Below are 17177 nucleotides of genomic sequence, written 5' to 3'. Positions count from 1 at the left end.
TTAGGAATCAATTCCGTTCGGTGAGGCCTCCGCGGCATGCCAATGCAGCAGCCAGCGAGCCTTCAGGCTCGCCGCACTGGCGTGCGTTCAGTCATGCGTTGCCGCGGTGGGGGCCCGGGTTGCGCCTGCGCCACGCAGCCCGTGTTGTGTTTGGACCCGGATTGTACCCCCGCCCCTGAGTTATCCACAAAGGATAAGTCTGTGGACAACTTGTGCAAATGCAGTGGATTTGTGTGCACAACCCTTGCTGTGGTGCGGCTTTCCGGGGTGCGGAAACGGGCAAAATCCCAGGCAAAACAGGGACTTCGCCTGTGGATGACTGCGGTAGAGGTGGCACTCGGGGCACATGCAGTTACCCACCGACCATTGTGGACAATGGGCCACCACGGGCCATTGGGCGCTGTGGCAATTGTGCCCTTGCACACAGACTTGTGCCTTGACAGCGCCGGAGAAAATCGTTTAAATGGCGGGTTCTGCGATGCGGCAGGGGATCACGTATGCGCATCGCCGGGTCTGGCCTGTTCGTGCCGTCCGCGCCCACAGGCCACCCCGCCTGCAGCGCGCGCCATTCGGCCGGCAGCAAAGACAGAACCAGAATCGTCGGATACGCCGCGGCAGTTTCTTGCTTGCGGCAGCCCCATGCGAACCATACGCGGCGGCCACGGCACCCCGGCACCGGCCGGAGTCGGGCGAGCCAAGATCAACCAGAGAGTGCAACATGAAACGTACCTACCAACCTTCCGTTACCCGCCGCAAGCGTACCCACGGTTTCCGCGTGCGCATGAAGACCCGCGGCGGCCGTGCCGTCATCAACGCACGCCGCGCCAAGGGCCGCAAGCGCCTGGCCATCTGAGGCCCGGGCGACCGGCCTGACGGCGCGCCCGGCGCCGGCTGCAGCGTACCGCAGCCGTGCCGCGCAGCCGTCAATGCCCACCGCCTCGGCTTCAGGTCGGCCGGCCGCTTGCCGCAGGGCGCCGCTTTTGCGCCAGCAGTAGTATTCGCCAGCGCTCACCAGTGTCACCCAGCGTGTCAGCCCATGCCTTCCCCAAAGCCGCGAGGCTAACAAAGACGGATGAGTTTTCATCCGTTTTTGCTTTGCGGCCCCGGCGGCGCAGCCCGCATTTCGTGCTCTACGTGCGCGCCAATGACCGTCCGGAAGGCCGGCTTGGCGTGGTGGTCGGCAAGAAGTTCGCGCCGCGCGCGGCTGAGCGCAACCTGGTGAAGCGCATGGCGCGCGAACTGTTCCGCCAGCGCCGTGAGCACCTGGCGGGGCGCGACGTGCTGCTGCGCCTGCAAGCCAAGTTTCCGCGCGCGGAATTTGCGACGCGCGCGGCGGTCCGAAGGGCATGCGCGGCGGAAATCGCCAGCCTGCTCGACGTAGCGGCCAAGCCGCTGCCGCCACCCGCACCGCCTGCCTCGCCTTCGGCACCGCCACCCGCGGCGCCACCGGCGAGCCCCTCGCAAAGCCAGCCACCAGGCCTTCCGGCCTGAACCGCCTGCCATGAAGCGAATCCTGCTAGCCCTGCTGCGTATCTACAAGATCGCCCTGAGTCCTTACCTGGGCTCGCAGTGCCGCTTCCTGCCGACCTGTTCCGACTACGCCCGCGACGCCGTCATCCATTACGGCGCCGCGCGCGGCAGCTGGATGGCCGCCTGCCGGCTGTGCCGCTGCCATCCTTTCGCCCAAGGCGGGTATGATCCCGTGCCGGGCACGCAAGCTGACGACACTGCCAGGCCGGACACCCACGCGGGCCGTTCCGTCCATGCCGCCGCAGGCCATGCGCCTGTTGCGATCCGTCTGCCCAGACCCTGATTTCTCCGACCACAGCCAGACATGGATATCAAACGCACCATCCTCTGGGTCATCTTCTCGATGGCCCTCGTGCTGCTCTACGACAACTGGCAGCGCTCCCAAGGCCATGCGTCGATGTTCTTCCCGAGCACGACGCAACAGGCCGCTTCGGCGCCCGCCGCCAGCGGCGCTGTCGCCCAGGGCGACGTGCCCAAGGCCAACGTGGCGCCAGGCGCAGCGGGTACCGCTGCCCCGGCCGCGCCGCAGGCCGCGGCCCAGCCCGCCGGCGAGAAGATCGTGGTGACCACCGACACGGTGCGCGCCGAGATCGACACCGCCGGCGGCATCGTGTCGCGCCTGGAGCTGCTCAAGGAGCATGAGAAGGACGGCAAGCCGGTGGTGCTGTTCGAGCGCGACAACGTGCGTACCTACATGGCACGCTCGGGCCTGATCGGCGGCGACCTGCCCAACCACACCACGGTGTTCACCGCCGCCCCGGGCCCGCGCTCGCTGGACGGCGCCGAGCAGCTGGAAGTGGCGCTGACCGCTGAGAAGAACGGCGTGAAGCTGGTCAAGACCTATGTGTTCCACAAGGGCACCTATGTGGTCGACACCAAGTTCGCGGTGACCAACGCGGGTGCCGCGCCGGTCTCGCCGACGCTGTACCTGGAACTGGCGCGCGACGGCAGCAAGGTCGAGCAGTCGCAGTTCTACAGCACCTTCACCGGCCCGGCCATCTACACCGACGCCGACAAGTACCACAAGATCAGCTTTGAAGATGTGGCCAAGGGCAAGGCCAGCGTGCCGGCCGCCGCCAACAATGGCTGGGTGGCGATGGTGCAGCACTACTTTGCCTCGGCCTGGATCCCGCAGACCAGCAAGGAGCACAGCTTCTACGTCCAGCAGATCGACCCGAACCTGTACCGCGTGGGCGTCCAGCAGCCGCTGGGTGAACTGGCCCCGGGCGCCACGGTGACCACCGATGCACGCCTGTTCGCCGGCCCGCAGGAAGAGCACATGCTCGAGAAGATCGCCCCGGGCCTGGAGCTGGTGAAGGACTATGGCTGGCTGACCATCCTGGCCAAGCCGCTGTTCTGGCTGCTGGAGAAGCTGCATGGCTTCCTGGGCAACTGGGGCTGGTCGATCATCGCGCTGACGGTGCTGATCAAGCTGGTGTTCTTCCCGCTGTCGGCGGCAAGCTACAAGTCCATGGGCAAGATGAAGGACCTGCAGCCGCGCATGACGTCGATCCGCGAGCGTTACAAGAACGACCCGCAGAAGATGAACCAGGAGATGATGGGGCTGTACAAGACCGAGAAGGTCAACCCGCTCGGCGGCTGCCTGCCCATCGTGATCCAGATCCCGGTGTTCATTGCGCTGTACTGGGTGCTGCTGTCGTCGGTGGAAATGCGCGGCGCGCCGTGGCTGGGCTGGATCCATGACCTGTCGGTGCCGGATCCGTTCTACATCCTGCCGATCGTGATGGCCGTGTCGATGTTCGTGCAGACCAAGCTGAACCCGACCCCGCCGGACCCCGTGCAGGCCAAGGTCATGATGATCATGCCGCTGGTGTTCTCGGTGATGTTCTTCTTCTTCCCGGCCGGCCTGGTGCTGTACTGGGTGGTGAACAACATCCTGTCGATCGCCCAGCAGTGGCAGATCAACCGCATGCTCGGCAAGGGCAAGGCGGCAGTGGTGGCCAAGAGCTGAAGCTGTTGCAAGTTGCGGTAAGCGAAAAGCCCGGCAGTGATGCCGGGCTTTTTGTTTGATGGATCGGGGCGCTGACAGCCATCACCCCGCATTGATCACCGCCCGCCTATAGCGCAACCATGTCGAAATCCGCTTTCGCCATGCCGCAGTCCGGGCAGCTCCACTCCAGCGGGACCGCGCCCCACGGTGTGCCGGGCGCGATCCCGTGCTCGGGCATGCCGAGCGCTTCTTGATAAACGAATCCACCGATACGGCACTGCCAGATGGTCATGCGGCCCCCCGCAGCGAGGGCGCACGGGTAGAGACGCCGGCGGCGCGCGCGGTGTCTTCGATCTCTTCGACCAGCGGGGCGATGCGTGCCAGCTCGGCGCGGTTGTCGTCGTCCCACGGATGGAAGCCCGGGCGGAAGTAGCTGAGCCATTCCGGGATCATCTTGGGCAGCACGGCGGGCGAGGCCCACAGGAAGCGCAGCACGCCGCCAAACCCGGTCAGCTTGTTGCGGCAGCCCTTGTCGCCCATCACCAGCGCGATGTGGAACACGAACACCATGGCCCAGAACGTCACGGTGGTGGTCAGCATGGTGAAGGTGCGCAGGAAGTAGCGGTAGGGGCCGGGCTTCATCACCGTGTTCCAGACATCGTAGGCCACGGCCTTGTGCTCGGTTTCTTCCAGCGCGTGCCAGGTCCACACCTGCCGGTAGCCGGTCTCAGAGGCCGCGCCCATGTGGCGCGGATCCTGCAGCAGGCCACCGGCCAGCATCGCGGTGTAGTGCTCCAGCGCGATGGTGTGGGCCAGCTGCCAGGACTTGGGCAGGATCTTGCGCAGCAGGTCCAGCAGTTTCCACACCGTGCGATCCAGCGCCGCGGCGGGCAGGCCGGCGTCTTCCATCAATCGGTTGTAAAGGATGTGCTCGCGCGTGTGCATCGCTTCCTGGCCGATAAAGCCGGCGATGGCGCGGCTCAGTTCGGGGTCTTTCACCTGGTCGCGGTAGTTGCGCACGCTGTCCATGAAGAAGCGCTCCCCGGCGGGGAAGAAGATCGACAGCGCGTTGATGAAATGGGTGATGTGACGGCCCCGTTCGTGCCAGTCGCTGATGCGTTCTGGCGTTAGGTGGGGATGCACGTCGCGGCGGACTGGCATCATGGCGGTCTCCTTGGGTGAAGGCCGGCGCGTGTTGCGCCGGTGGGAATTCATTGGGCTGCCAGGAACGGCAGCAGGTCTGCGGCCACGCGTTGCGGGTCTTCTTCCATCGGCACGTGGCCAAGCCCCGCGTAGCGGCGCAGCTGCGCACCGGGGATGCGCTCGGCAAAGGCCTGCGCGTGAGCGGGCGGGATCCAGCGGTCGCGCTCGCCCCACAGCACCAGCGTGGGCGCGCGCACGCTGCCGAGCAGGTGGGTGTCAAGCTGGGCAAAGTCGAGCTTGGGCACCATCTTGCCGACGGCCTCGCGGCTGCCTTCGGCGTAGAAGAAGTCGACGTAGCGGCGGAAGGTGGACTCCGGCACGCGCGAGGCATCGCCATAGACATCGCGCGTGGCGGCGCGGATGATGAACTCGGGCAGCATCCACGGTGCCGACCAGCGCACCGGCGCATGGCGGAACAGGTCGATATAGATCGGCAGCCGCATCGGGAAGCCGGCGGCGTCGATCAGCACCAGCTTGTCGACCGCATCGGGCCGGCGCACCGCCAGGTCCCACGCGATCAGCCCGCCCAGCGAGTTGCCGATGATGCTGGCGCGGCGCACGTTCACCGCAGCCAGGAAGGCATCGATGAAATCGCGGTAGCGGTGCACGTCCATGGTTTCGATGCGGCCGCGCGCATCGCGCAGCGGCCCGGTCAGCCCGAACGGGGCGAGGTCCAGCCGCAGCACGCGATAGCGCTGCGCCAGCGCCGGCACAATCCCTTGCCATGTATGCAGCGAAGCGCCGAAGCCGTGGATCAGCACCAGGGTCTCGCCGTCGGCGGGGCCTTCGTCGGTGTAGTGCACCATCGCATCCAGCACGCGCACCCAGCGCGAGGCCGGCAGCGCATGGCGCTGCGCCAGCGTGGCGCGCGACAGGCTGAACAGCCCTACGCGGCCTTGCCCGAACCAGCGCGTCAGTGCCCCCGGTGGCGCCAGCAGCGCAGCATCCTGTTCTATCGCGAGCCGGTTCACGGGCGCTCTCCCTGGCCAACCGAGGCCGGTGCCGCAGCGGGGCCCAGATCGCGCTTGCGGCGCGTCTCGCGCACCACCAGTGACTGGTAGGCCGCCGGCAGCAGGCGCGCCATGGCATCGGCGGCGTAGGCGTCGGGTCCGATCAGCACGCGCCGGCGATCGCGGCGCACGCCTTCCAGGATCACGCGCGCGGCCTTGTCGGGCGGGGTGATGAAGAACTTCTCGAACTCATCCTTGCCGTGCTGCGCGTCGCGCACCAGGAAGCCGTTGACGCTCGATGACACGCGGCTGGCCTGGGCGATATTGGTCTTGATGCCGCCCGGGTGCACGGTGGTGGCCGACACGCCGCAGTCCATCAGGTCCAGCTCCTGCCGCAGCGATTCGGTGAAGCCGCGCACCGCGTACTTGCTGGCGTTGTAGGCGCCCATGCCGGGCTGGGCGAAGATGCCGAAGATGCTCGACGTATTGACCACGTGGCCGTCGCCGCTGGCCTTCAGGTACGGCAGGAAGGCCTTGGTGCCGTACACCACGCCCCAGAAGTTGATGCCCATGATCCATTCCAGGTCGTCGTAGCTCATGCCCTCGACGGTGCTGGACAGCGCCACGCCGGCGTTGTTGAAGATCAGGTTGACGCGGCCATGCGCCTCGGCGGCCGCGGCGGCCCACGCGTAGACCGCGGCGCGGTCGGCCACATCCACGGTGTGCTGCGTGATGCGGGCCTGCGGTGCGGCGGCCATGGCCTGGGCCACGGTCTGCGCCAGCCCGGCCTCGTTACGGTCTGACAGCGCCAGGTGGCAGCCCTGCCGTGCCAGCGCCACCGCCAGCGCGCGGCCGATGCCCGAGCCGGCGCCGGTGACGGCGGCAACCTTGTTGCGGAAGTCCTTCATGTCCGGTCTCCTTCCGGTGATGTCGTTCTTTTGGGTGTGAGTCAGGGGGAATGCGTGTACGTCAGGCACCGGCGACCGTGGCGATATCGGCCGACCCGGGCTGCATTGCGGTCTCGTCCGGCAATGCGCGCCGCACCGGGTACAGGTCGTAGTCGGTCATGCGAAAGCTGGCCGTGGCGCGGCGGAACTGCCAGGTGAAGCCCGGCCACAGCGTGGTGTTGCGGCCGCTGCGCGGGTCGATGTACCAGCTGGCGCAGCCGCCGGCGGACCAGATCGCATGGCCCAGCCGCGTCTGCAGCCGTTCGTTGAAGCGGCGCTGCACCGGCTCGCGCACGTCCACCGCCTGCACGCCTTCGCGGCGCATCTGCTGCAGGGCGTCCGCGATGTAGGCCACCTGCGACTCGATCATGAACACCATCGAGCTGTGGCCCAGGCCGGTATTGGGGCCGACCACGAAGAACAGGTTGGGGAAGCCCGCCACGGTGGTGCCCAGGTAGGCCTGCGCGCCGTCGCGCCAGGCATCGACCAGGTCCACGCCGTCAAGGCCGGAGATCACGCCGCGCGGCATCGGGTCGGTGGCATGGAAGCCGGTGCCCAGGATGATGCAGTCCGCGGGCCGGCGCGTGCCGTCGCGCAGCACCACCGCGTCGCGCTCCACACGGGCGATGCCGGTGGTGACAACGTCCACGTTGTCGCGCGTCAGTGCCGGGTAGTAATCGTTGGAGATCAGCACGCGCTTGCAGCCGATGGTGTAGTCCGGCGTCAGCGTTGCGCGCAAGGCGGGGTCGCGCACCTGCCTGGCCAGATGGCCGCGTGCGACGCGCTCCACCACCTTCATGATCTTCGGATGCAGCACAAAGCCCAGCACGCGCGATTCCAGCATCCAGTAGATGCCGGTGCGCACCAGCGTCTGCGTGAACGGCAAGCGGCGGAACAGCCAGCGCTCGGTCGCGCTGACCTCGCGGTCCGGCTTGGGCATGATCCACGGCGGGGTGCGCTGGTACAGGTCCAGTTGCGCCACCTGCGGCGCGATCTGCGGCACGAACTGGATCGCGCTGGCGCCGGTGCCGATTACGGCCACGCGCTTGCCGGCGAGCGCATAGGCGTGGTTCCAGTGCTGCGAGTGGAAGCACTCGCCCTCGAACGAGTCCAGACCGGGGATATTGGGGTAGGAAGGCCGGCTCAGCCCGCCCATGCCGGAGACCAGCACGCGCGCCCGGACCACCTTGCCGTCGGCCATCTCCAGGCGCCACACCTGCGCGGCCTCGTCCCAGGCGGCGTGGCACAGTTCATGGTGCAGCCGCAGGTGCGGGCGCAGGCCGAAGCGGTCGGTGCAGCCTTCCAGGTAGGCGCGGATCTCCGGCTGGGTCGAAAACATGCGCGACCAGTCCGGGTTCGGCGCGAAGGAAAAGGAATACAGGTGCGACTGCACATCGCAGGCGCAGCCCGGGTAATGGTTGTCGCGCCAGGTGCCGCCGACGGAGCCGGCTTTCTCGAAGATCAGGAAGTTGCGCTCGCCGCGCTCGCGCAGCCGTATCGCCATGCCGAGGCCGGCAAAGCCACTGCCGATGATGGCAATGTCTGTGTGCTCGAGAGCAGGGGATGCCTGCTGCGGCAGCTCCGCGGGTGCATTCATGGGCGCTCCTCACCGTTATTACAGTGTTTATTGTGACATTGATGGATGTCATCGTAGGAAGCGCCGGGCAGGTGGTCAATGCCGTGAGTTGAAGGATGGTTCTAATTTTTGGGGATTTCCAGCGGCGTTTGGCGCACATGAAACAAGGCGATGCCACCCCGCAGGCGCTTGCGCCGTGGGATTCGGTCGTGCGTTTGAAACCGGGAGATTTTTTTCAGGCTTCGCGGATCACGAAGGCGTGGCCGCAACATTCAGGCACTAGGCGGCCTGTCCCTTGCGCCGCCAGCCGTGCGGCGTTTCACCGGTCCAGCGCTTGAAGGCGTGGGTGAAGGCACTCTGCTCGGAATAGCCGAGCCGCATCGCGCACTGCGCCAGGCTGATGCCGGGATCGGCAAGATACTGTTCCGCCAGCGCGCGCCGCACGTTATCCACAAGCTGTGAATAACTGATGCCCTGCGCCTGCAGCCGCCGCTGCAGGGTGCGCACGGGCATACCCAGGTGCGCGGCCACGTCGGCAATCGGCAGTTCGCCCTGCGGCAGCCGCCCGCTGATATAGGCACGCGCCTGCGCCAATGCGTCGGCCCCGGCCGGCACGATCTGCTGCAGCTGGGTATCGGCGATGCGCGTCATCTGCACCTGCATGCCCGCGTCGGCCTGCAGCGACGGCAGGTCCAGCAAGGCCCGTTCGATATGCATGGCATGGCGCGCGGCGTTGAAGACCACGGGGCAGCCGAACACCTCGGCATGCAGCCGGGTATCGGCGGGCGCGGGATGCGGGAATTCCACCTGCGTGGCCACGTGCTGCTCACCGATCAGCCAGCGCGCGAACACCACCCAGGTTGCCATGTGCAGCTCATGCGCATGGCGCGACAGCGGGCCATGCCGGGCTTCCCAGGTCATGCAGGCGGCATGCGGCGTTTCAATCAGGCGGGTGCCGCCGATATCGTTGGCCAGCACCTCATAGCGGATGCCTTGCAGGATGGCGTCGCGCACGGTGGGCGTGGTCAGCACCACGTAGCCCATCTCGGCATAGTGGCGCGGCGCGAAGGCGGCGCCGGCGCGCAGGCCGACATCGGGATCGCCGGTGACCTGCTCCAGCCAGTCGAGCAGCGCCAGGTAGGCCGCGCCGGGAATGCGCGTGGCGGTCTGCGCACCGGTGGCGTGCAGCAGCTCGGGCGGCACGCCGACGGCGCGCAGCTGTTCGGCCGGGGCAATGCCCTGGCGCGCGCCGTGATCGAGCACGGCGCGGAGGTAGGCGAGCGAGACGGTGCCCGATGCGGTGCCCGCTGGCGCACCACTGGCACCGCCGTCGGGCTGGTTGGCGCGTGGCATCAAATCACCTGTCGTGCGGGATCAAGACCGGGCACCGATCTTTATCCAAACTCCGGGTAGCGTCAATGCGGGCCTGCCCCGCCGGAATACAAGAGACCGACGCAAGGAGACAATATGCCCCCCAATCATCCACACCGCGGTGCGGATGCCGATGCCGAGGCGCTGCACGCGCTGACGCGGCGCGGCTTCCTGAAAGTCGGCCTCGGCTTCTCGGCCGCGCTGGCCTGTACCGCGCTGGTGCCGTCGCTGGCCGGCTGCTCGTCGGCCCATCCCGCGCCGCAGGCCGGCATGACCTGGCTGCGCCCGGAAGACGTGGCGATGCTCCGCGCGCTGCTGCCGGCCATCGTCACCGAACTGGCCGAATCCCCGCCGCAGCGGCGCGCGACCCTTGAGCAGGACGCGCTGCGCAATATCGACGCAACCTGCGCCGCGATGGGCGCGGGCGCGCAAGCCGAGTTGCGCAAGCTGTTCGGCCTGCTTGCCAGCATGCCGCTGCGCTGGGCGCTGACCGGCATCCGCCAGGACTGGAGCGCGGCCACGCCCACGCAGGTGCAGGCCTTCCTGGCGCGCTGGCGCGCCAGCCGCCTGGCCACGCTCAATGCCGGCGCGGTGGTGCTGGTCAAGCTCACCAGCGTGAGCTACTACGTGTTGCCGGCCGCGTGGGCTGGCAGCGGCTATCCCGGCCCCAACGCGGCCGTCTACAAGGCGCTGCACGCCTGATCCCCGACATGGCCATCGACAATCTCTACGATGCCGGCATCGCCGCCGGCTGGAAGGTACTGGACGCTGCAACCTTAACCACCACGCGCACGCTGGATGCCGACGTCGTCATCGTCGGCAGCGGCGCGGGCGGCGGCATCAGCGCCGAGGCGCTCAGCCGCGCGGGCCTGCGCGTGGTGCTGCTGGAAGAGGGGGCGCTGCGCACCTCGGACAGCTTCCGCGACATGGACGAAAATCGCGCCTATCGCGAGCTGTACCAGGAGGCCGCGGCCCGCACCACTGCCGACGGCGCCATCGCCATCCTGCAGGGCCGCTCCGTCGGCGGCAGCACCACGGTCAACTGGTCATCGAGCTTCCGCACGCCGCCGCAGACGCTGGCGCACTGGGCCACGCATCATGCCGTCACCGGCCACAGCGAGGCCGACATGGCGCCGTGGTTCAGGAAAGTGGAAGAGCGCCTGGGCATCGCGCCCTGGGCGATGGCGCCCAATCCCAACAACGATGTGCTCAAGCGCGGCTGCGAGACGCTGGGCTGGGAATGGCATGTGATCCCGCGCAATGTGAAGGGCTGCTGGAACTCGGGCTATTGCGGGCTGGGCTGCCCGGTCAATGCCAAGCAGTCGATGCTGGTATCGACCATCCCCGCGGCACTGGCCAGCGGTGCGACGCTGGTGCACCGCGTGCGCGTGCGCACGCTGGACCACGACGGCAAGCGCGTGCAGTCGGTCACCGGCGAGGCGCTGGGCGCGGACGGCTATACGCCCACCGGCGTCGGCGTGGTCGTACGCGCCAGGCACTTCATCGCAGCCGGCGGCGCCATCAACACGCCGGCGCTGCTGCTGCGCTCGCGCGTGCCGGACCCGCATGAGCGGCTGGGATTGCGCACGTTTATCCATCCAGTGAATATCAGCATAGCCAAAATGCCGGAGCGCATTGATCCCTATTATGGCGCACCGCAGTCGATCGCTTCCGACCACTTCCAGTGGAGGGACGGCGCGACCGGGCCGATGGGCTACAAGCTGGAGGTGCCGCCGCTGTTCCCCGGCATCAGCGCGGGCGTGGTCAACGGCGTGGGCGAGGCGCTGCGCCGCGACATGGCGCAACTGCCCCATACCAACGCCATGCTGGCACTGCTGCGCGACGGCTTTGTGCCAGAGAGCACGGGCGGGCGCGTGCGGCTGGCGCCCGACGGCAGCCCGCTGCTGGACTATGAGATGAGCGACTACGCCTGGGACGGCGTGCGGCGCGCATGGCTGAGCATGGCACAGGCGCAGTTCGCTGCCGGTGCGGCGCGCGTGCGGCCCGCTCACCTGGACGCCGCCGAGTACCGCAGCTGGCCGGAGGCGCGCGACGCCATCGCGCAGCTGCCGCTCAAGCCGTTCCGCACCGCGCTGTTCACCGCGCACCTGATGGGCGGCTGCGGCATGAGCGACGATGCGCGCGGCGGCGTGGTGGACAGCCATGGCAACCACCACCAGCTGGCCAACCTGTCGGTGTTCGACGGTTCGGTGTTTCCGACCAGCGTGGGGGCCAACCCCCAATTGTCAGTGTTCGCGCTGACGGCGCAGAATGCGGACGCGCTGGCACGGAGCCTCACGCCATGAGGTATTGGCCACGCAAGCCTGCAATGTCCGGCATTGCAGGCATCCGGCATGCCTGCTCCATGCAGGCGGCGGGCGACATTGTTGTGCGATTCCCCACACCAGTGGCGCAATTAGAATGCCCACTCCAATTCAGGTCTTGTGAAACGCTCGAAGCGGTGGATAGGCTTCGTACAGCTGTTTCAAGCATCCGTATGCCGTCAGAGCAGGGAGCGGAACAGCGTAGCAAATTGCTAAGGGGTTTACGGCAGCAACGAAGAGAGACGCCCCCATGAAGACCGGCAAAAGCTCGGCTGGAGACACCAAGGCCCGGATTCTCGACGCCACGGAAAAGTTGTTTACCGAGGTCGGCTATGAAGCCACCTCGCTCAGGCAGGTCACGTCGCGCGCCATCGTCAACCTGGCCGCCGTGAACTACCACTTCCGCAGCAAAGACATCATGATGCACGCCGTGCTGAGCCGGCGGCTGGATCCGCTCAACGCGCGGCGCCTGGCGCTGCTCGATGCGTGCGAAGCGCGCTGGCCCGGCAACAGCATCCGCTGCGAGCACGTGATGGGTGCGCTGTTCGTGCCCGCGCTGCAGATGGCACGCGACCCGTCGGTGGGCGGGCCATCGTTCCTGCGGCTGCTCGGGCGCGTGTATTCGGACACCTCGCCCTTTATCCAGCAATACCTGCTGGAGCACTACGCCCCGGTGTACGGGCGCTTCTTCGACGCCTTCTCGCGCGCCATTCCGGGGCTGCCGCGGCATGAGCTTGGCTGGCGCCTGCAGTTTGCGCTCAAGGCGCTGGCCGGCGTGCTGGCCGGCGAAGAGCTCACCAGCCTGCTGCCGGTGTTCACGCAGGGCCGGCAGATGAGCGATGCGCACGTGCTGGCGCAGCTCACTGCCATGGTGGAAGCGGTGCTGAACGTGGCGCAACCCAGTGCGGACGACTTCTCGGCCCTGCAGTCGGTATTCGAGCTCGGCGAGCAGCAGCAGGCCGAGCAGCGCGCCAGCAGGCTGGCCGCGGCGCAGTCTGCCGATGAACTGAGTGCCAGTTGCGCCGCGATGGCGGCAACCATGGACGATGCAGCCAGCCAAACCGCCGCCGCCCTCGGCAAGGCCCGCATCAGCGCACGCACCGTGCGCAATGAGGGCACCAAACGCTCAGCCGTGACCAGCATGCCGGTCCGCGCGCGCGAGCAAACCGTGAGCTTCCCCAGCAACCCGCTGGATGACTGGATGCGAATGCGCACCAGGACATAGCGGCGCGCGCCGCGCCCGGTTACCGCCGGGCCGGCGCCACCGCCCTCACGCAAAACTGAACCGTCGATCCATCCAGCGAGGCCACGCACAGGCCCCGCGGACCCCGTGCGCCTTATCGGATTTTCCAAGAGCGCGGCGGTGGTCCCGTTCGCCCTGCGCTGCCCGCGCTCCGCCTCCTGGCGGACATCTTGAGGAGGAAGCTGCCATGTCGATCCAACCGCTTTACCTTGCCGCCGTCGCCGGTGCCGTTATCGGACTGCTGGCTGCGCCACTGGCCATACCCCCCGTGGCCATGGCCCAGACGGCCACAACCACCGCCGCCGCGGGCACGGGCTATGACGGCCAGACATCCGCAAAGCAAGCCGCACTGTTCTCGCGCCAGGTCGCCAGCGGCGAACTCGCGCGGCTGTCCGATGAGCAGGTGCTGGCCGTGTTCCAGGCGCTGCAGCCGGATGCACTGCTGAAATGGGCCCGCGCCGAGATGAACCGCTATCCCGAGTACGAGTACTGGATGTCGCGCCAGGAACGGCTCAACAACCAGTGGCAGGACCAGCCCGCGAAGATGCAGATCCGCTACCGCCATCAGCCGCGCCAGCTCTATGCGAAGTGGTTGCCCGGCGGCGCGCAGTCGGGCCAGGAAATCATCTACGACGAAACCCGCCGCAAGGACGAGATGTACGGCCACCTGGGCGGCGTGCTGGGCTTCACCTCGATGTGGATCGGACTGGACGGCACGCTGGCGCGCTCGCAGTCCAACCACACTGTGCGCGACCTGGGCTTCCAGTTCGTGCTGTCGATGCTGGAGCGCGATGCAAAGTCGCTGCGTGCCGCCGGCCTGCCCGAGAAATACAGCAAGGCCGAGATCGTGCAGGAGCAGGGCGTGCGCATGGTGGCGCTGACCTGGGACCTGCCGGCCGGCGCGCCGCAGTACTACGCCAAGAAGGTGCAGCTGATGCTGGACCTGAAGCATCCGTATATCCGTGTGGAAACCGCCTGGGATGCCGACGGCAACATGGTCGAGAAGATCGTGTTCGACAAGCTGGTGCGCAAGACCTTCGAGGCCTCGGCATTCGATCCCGCCAATCCTGACTATCGCTTCTGAATTGTGGCAAAACGGCGCGCACCGTGCGTTTGAATCGGTGGCCGCGCCGCTTTGCCGCGCAGTCCGTGCAACACCCGCAATCCACCGCCACATGCGGCATGCACGCCAGGCGCGTCTGTTTGGAACGGCCGCTCTATTGACGCAAAAACACGCGAGCGGCGAGAGTCGCCGCACCCGGGAGGGATCCGGCCGCAGAGCCGGACACCAGATCCAGAACCAGGGGTCGCCAAAAAAATCAGGAGACAGGCAATGACCATGTCGATGCTTCGACGCAGCACTTTGGTTTTGACAGGGGTGAGCCTTGCCGCGGCACTGGCCGGCTGCGGTGGCGGCGGCGATGAAGAGGCGCCGCGCGCCAGCACGCAGGCACCGCCGCAATGCGCGAACACGGGCACATGCCCCACGCAGGGGCCGGTCACCATCGGCGGCCCGCCGGGGTCTTTGTGCCCGGCGGCACTGGACTACAGCACCACCTTCACCGGCGGCTCCGGCGCGGGTGAACTGGTCAAGCTGCGCTTCGACACCGCGGCGCGCACCTACCAGCTGGAGATCATCGAGTCGCCGGTGCCCAAGCAACCCGGCAGCGTGAGCCCGACGCGCGCGGGCGTGACCTTTACTGGCACCTTTGCCAACATGACCTCGCTGCCGACCGCCGAGCAGAACCGCTGCGCGGTTGCGCTGCAGACAGCCACGGCGTCCGACGGCACCTCGCAGGCCAATATCGACAGTGCCAGGCCGCCGGTGATCTTCCTGGGCAATGGCGTTGCCGGCGGCGGCATCCCAGGTGCCACCATCTCCTATCCAGGCGTGCTTGGGCTGGGCGCGATCCCCGCCACCACGTTCCCGTTCTACCCGGTACTGGCATTCGCACAGACCGAGACCGATTTCACCAGCGTGGCCGGCAGCTACAACCTGCTGGGCTACCACCAGGTGCCGTCCGGCGGCTCGCTGACTTCGTCGAGCCACTTCACGCCTGCGACCGCGCAGACCACTGAGACGCTCAACGCCGACGGCAGCTGCACCGTCGCGGCCGGCAGCTGCCTCAGCACCGGCAACAGCTGGAAGCTTCGCAGCGCCGACGGTGCCTTTGAAAGCAGCAATGCTGATGGCAGCCGCCGTTACCCCTCGTTCCAGAGTGCGGCCATCACCAACAACAACGCCAGCCGCGCCAAGGGCCTGATGGTGGTGGGCAAGCTCAACGGCGCGCTGGTGCCACTGCTGGTGCGCACCGGCTACGCGCAGATCTCGCTGCTGCCGCTGACGGTCAATGTCGACGACGAGTCGGGGCTCGCACTGATGGCGCCGGCGAAGTCGCTGGCCAGCGGCCAGCTCGACGGCGGCTATATCGGCTCGGGCAGCGATTTTGTCTACACCGCCTCGCTGGTCAAGGGCGCGCGCGTGGAGCTGCTGGACCCGATGACGATGAACCAGACCGGCGCCTTCCAGCTCGATTTCACGCAGAACGCGCCGGGCATGATCGCCACCACCGACAACAGCGGCACCAGCGGTGCGCTGATCGCCAGCGGGCGCGTGTTCAGCCACCTGTCCGGCACCGGCAGCGCCAGCCCGACCTTCCGCGTCGGCGTGCTGGCAGCACCCTGAGTCCACCAAGAAGACACAAGACCGAGGAGACCACACCATGCAACCCCATCGAATGATCCTGCCGCGGGCCTCGCGCCCATCCACGGTGCCGGCGCGTGCGCTGGCCGTGGCCGCCACCGCCATGCTCGCCGCTTGCGGCGGCGGCGGCGGCGATGACGCGCCGTCCACGCCGGCCGCGGTGCAAACGCGACTGTGCCCGGCATCGCTCGACTACTCCACGACCTTCACCGGCGGCACCGGCTCCGGCGAGTTGGTGAAGGTGCAGATCGACACCACCAGGAAGACCTGGCAGGTGACCTTCCTCGATTCTTCCGTGCCGCGCCAGACCGGCACCGTGCAGCCCACGCGCAGCGACCCCACCAACGGCCAGAACGTGATGCGCGGCACGCTGAAGGCAGAGACGGGGTTGCCGACCGAGAAGCTGAACCAGTGCGCGTTCGAGCTGAGCGGGGCCAGCCTCGATCCGAACCGTCCCGCCAAGCTCTTCGTCGGCGAGGGCGTGATGGGCGGCACCATCCCCGGCGCGCGCATCCAGTTCAACGGCGTGCTGGGCGCCGGCGCGGTGCCGGATACCACCTTCCCGTATTTCCAGTTCATCGGCTTCGCGCAGACCGAGACCGACCTGTCGAAGATCGCCGGGCAATACAACGGCACGGGCTTCCACGAGGTGCCGTCCAAGCAGTTCAAGACAGTGGCGCAGGACTACCGCATGGCGCTGGCCGCGGATGGTTCATTCACCGTCTGCGACAACGCCACCAACACGTGCGAGCGCAAGGGCAACAACTTCGTGCCGCAGGCCAACGGCGCGCTGCTGTCGACCAACTACAAGGCCGAGAGCCAGCCGCCCACGCTGGGCAACACGCTGGGCAAGGCCTACCTGATCGTGGGCAAGCTGCGCGGCCAGCTGGTGCCGGTCATGATCCGCGTGGGCTATGCCAATGACTCGCTCGCCAACGGCCCGCTTGGTGCCGATGACGAGATCGGCATCGGCATGATGGCGCCGGCGGTGGCGGTCACCGAAGGCGCGGTCAACGGCGAATACGTCGGCGTCGACAGCAACTTCAACTACCGCGTGACCGCGCTGGTCGGCGCCGCCGCCACCATGATGGATCCGTTCCGGCCATCCGATGCGTCGCTGGCGATTCCCTACCGGCTGGACTACTCGCAGCAAGTGCCGGGCGTGGTCCGTACGTCGCGGCGCGAGGCGCCCGCGGGTTCGGCGCCGACCGGCAAGCTGATGTTCACCGGCGGCGTGTTCGGCTTCCTGGAACAGCGCGACAGCGGCCCGTACTTCACCGTCGGCGCATTCGTGCAGTAAGCACGCTACCAGGCCCGGGCCATCGCAGCCCGGGCCACTGCACCACGACTCGACCAAACAAAGACATCCACTGCCGGG

16 protein-coding genes are annotated in these 17177 nt (G+C 67.5%); 10 read left to right on the top strand and 6 right to left on the bottom strand.

Annotated elements, in window-relative coordinates; genetic code table 11:
* The first annotated feature begins 718 nt into the window (after positions 1-718).
* The 4 genes from rpmH (at position 719) to yidC (ending at position 3502) form a co-directional block, all read left to right on the top strand.
* Positions 719-853, top strand: coding sequence for a 50S ribosomal protein L34 (rpmH, locus tag CNE_RS18105; RefSeq protein ID WP_008650850.1), 135 nt, complete (start codon positions 719-721; stop codon positions 851-853).
* 173 nt (positions 854-1026) lie between these two features.
* On the top strand, positions 1027-1491 hold the full coding sequence (rnpA, locus tag CNE_RS18100) for a ribonuclease P protein component (RefSeq protein WP_085959671.1): 465 nt from the start codon (positions 1027-1029) through the stop codon (positions 1489-1491).
* A gap of 10 nt (positions 1492-1501) precedes the next feature.
* Positions 1502-1813: a membrane protein insertion efficiency factor YidD gene (yidD, locus tag CNE_RS18095; protein WP_013958492.1), complete on the top strand. Its 312-nt coding sequence runs from the start codon at positions 1502-1504 to the stop codon at positions 1811-1813.
* Positions 1814-1834: 21 nt separating this feature from the next.
* On the top strand, positions 1835-3502 hold the full coding sequence (gene yidC, locus CNE_RS18090; RefSeq protein ID WP_013958491.1) for a membrane protein insertase YidC: 1668 nt from the start codon (positions 1835-1837) through the stop codon (positions 3500-3502).
* A 106-nt stretch (positions 3503-3608) separates the two neighbouring features.
* On the opposite strand, the gene CNE_RS18085 is transcribed toward yidC, so the two are convergent.
* The 6 genes from CNE_RS18085 to CNE_RS18060 form a co-directional block, all read right to left on the bottom strand.
* Positions 3609-3773, bottom strand: a complete 165-nt coding sequence (locus tag CNE_RS18085) for a rubredoxin (protein WP_013958490.1) — start codon at positions 3771-3773, stop codon at positions 3609-3611.
* Positions 3770-4645, bottom strand: coding sequence for a metal-dependent hydrolase (locus CNE_RS18080; RefSeq protein WP_041228254.1), 876 nt, complete (start codon positions 4643-4645; stop codon positions 3770-3772). The genes CNE_RS18085 and CNE_RS18080 overlap by 4 nt, the downstream gene beginning before the upstream one ends.
* 47 nt (positions 4646-4692) lie before the next feature.
* Positions 4693-5655 carry an alpha/beta fold hydrolase gene (locus CNE_RS18075; protein WP_013958488.1) on the bottom strand — a complete coding sequence of 321 codons (963 nt, stop codon included), beginning with the start codon at positions 5653-5655 and terminating at the stop codon, positions 4693-4695.
* Positions 5652-6542 carry an SDR family NAD(P)-dependent oxidoreductase gene (locus CNE_RS18070; protein ID WP_013958487.1) on the bottom strand — a complete coding sequence of 297 codons (891 nt, stop codon included), beginning with the start codon at positions 6540-6542 and terminating at the stop codon, positions 5652-5654. The genes CNE_RS18075 and CNE_RS18070 overlap by 4 nt, the downstream gene beginning before the upstream one ends.
* A gap of 61 nt (positions 6543-6603) precedes the next feature.
* Complete coding sequence (locus tag CNE_RS18065) at positions 6604-8178, bottom strand: flavin-containing monooxygenase (protein ID WP_013958486.1); 1575 nt, start codon at positions 8176-8178, stop codon at positions 6604-6606.
* A gap of 258 nt (positions 8179-8436) precedes the next feature.
* A complete protein-coding gene (locus CNE_RS18060; RefSeq protein ID WP_013958485.1) occupies positions 8437-9510 on the bottom strand; it encodes an AraC family transcriptional regulator in 1074 nt (357 codons plus the stop codon).
* Between the two features lie 114 nt (positions 9511-9624).
* Between CNE_RS18060 and CNE_RS18055 the strand changes: the two genes are divergently transcribed.
* The 6 genes from CNE_RS18055 to CNE_RS18030 all read left to right on the top strand — a co-directional run bounded on the left by CNE_RS18055 (position 9625) and on the right by CNE_RS18030 (position 17099).
* On the top strand, positions 9625-10230 hold the full coding sequence (locus CNE_RS18055) for a hypothetical protein (RefSeq protein ID WP_013958484.1): 606 nt from the start codon (positions 9625-9627) through the stop codon (positions 10228-10230).
* Positions 10231-10238: 8 nt separating this feature from the next.
* Positions 10239-11834 (top strand): GMC family oxidoreductase, encoded by a 1596-nt coding sequence (locus CNE_RS18050; protein ID WP_013958483.1) that lies wholly within the window; start codon positions 10239-10241, stop codon positions 11832-11834.
* 268 nt (positions 11835-12102) lie between these two features.
* Positions 12103-13077: a TetR/AcrR family transcriptional regulator gene (locus tag CNE_RS18045; protein ID WP_013958482.1), complete on the top strand. Its 975-nt coding sequence runs from the start codon at positions 12103-12105 to the stop codon at positions 13075-13077.
* Between the two features lie 205 nt (positions 13078-13282).
* Complete coding sequence (locus tag CNE_RS18040) at positions 13283-14179, top strand: DUF1571 domain-containing protein (RefSeq protein ID WP_013958481.1); 897 nt, start codon at positions 13283-13285, stop codon at positions 14177-14179.
* Positions 14180-14428: 249 nt separating this feature from the next.
* Positions 14429-15781 (top strand): DUF2957 domain-containing protein, encoded by a 1353-nt coding sequence (locus CNE_RS18035; RefSeq protein WP_013958480.1) that lies wholly within the window; start codon positions 14429-14431, stop codon positions 15779-15781.
* Positions 15782-15818: 37 nt separating this feature from the next.
* On the top strand, positions 15819-17099 hold the full coding sequence (locus CNE_RS18030; RefSeq protein WP_013958479.1) for a DUF2957 domain-containing protein: 1281 nt from the start codon (positions 15819-15821) through the stop codon (positions 17097-17099).
* The last annotated feature ends 78 nt before the right edge of the window (positions 17100-17177 follow it).

It is taken from the genome of Cupriavidus necator N-1 (assembly GCF_000219215.1).
Classification (GTDB): Bacteria; Pseudomonadota; Gammaproteobacteria; order Burkholderiales; family Burkholderiaceae; genus Cupriavidus; species Cupriavidus necator.
This window is presented reverse-complemented; position numbering and strand designations above follow the sequence as displayed.

Bases quoted from the DNA above. Each gene is read 5' to 3' on its own strand.
- CNE_RS18040 (WP_013958481.1), top strand. From the start codon at position 13,283: ATGTCGATCCAACCGCTTTACCTTGCCGCCGTCGCCGGTGCCGTTATC.
- yidD (WP_013958492.1), top strand. From the start codon at position 1,502: ATGAAGCGAATCCTGCTAGCCCTGCTGCGTATCTACAAGATCGCCCTG.
- CNE_RS18085 (WP_013958490.1), bottom strand. From the start codon at position 3,773: ATGACCATCTGGCAGTGCCGTATCGGTGGATTCGTTTATCAAGAAGCG.
- CNE_RS18030 (WP_013958479.1), top strand. From the start codon at position 15,819: ATGCAACCCCATCGAATGATCCTGCCGCGGGCCTCGCGCCCATCCACG.
- CNE_RS18070 (WP_013958487.1), bottom strand. From the start codon at position 6,542: ATGAAGGACTTCCGCAACAAGGTTGCCGCCGTCACCGGCGCCGGCTCG.
- CNE_RS18045 (WP_013958482.1), top strand. From the start codon at position 12,103: ATGAAGACCGGCAAAAGCTCGGCTGGAGACACCAAGGCCCGGATTCTC.
- CNE_RS18080 (WP_041228254.1), bottom strand. From the start codon at position 4,645: ATGATGCCAGTCCGCCGCGACGTGCATCCCCACCTAACGCCAGAACGC.
- CNE_RS18065 (WP_013958486.1), bottom strand. From the start codon at position 8,178: ATGAATGCACCCGCGGAGCTGCCGCAGCAGGCATCCCCTGCTCTCGAG.
- CNE_RS18050 (WP_013958483.1), top strand. From the start codon at position 10,239: ATGGCCATCGACAATCTCTACGATGCCGGCATCGCCGCCGGCTGGAAG.
- yidC (WP_013958491.1), top strand. From the start codon at position 1,835: ATGGATATCAAACGCACCATCCTCTGGGTCATCTTCTCGATGGCCCTC.
- CNE_RS18060 (WP_013958485.1), bottom strand. From the start codon at position 9,510: ATGCCACGCGCCAACCAGCCCGACGGCGGTGCCAGTGGTGCGCCAGCG.
- CNE_RS18035 (WP_013958480.1), top strand. From the start codon at position 14,429: ATGACCATGTCGATGCTTCGACGCAGCACTTTGGTTTTGACAGGGGTG.
- CNE_RS18055 (WP_013958484.1), top strand. From the start codon at position 9,625: ATGCCCCCCAATCATCCACACCGCGGTGCGGATGCCGATGCCGAGGCG.
- rpmH (WP_008650850.1), top strand. From the start codon at position 719: ATGAAACGTACCTACCAACCTTCCGTTACCCGCCGCAAGCGTACCCAC.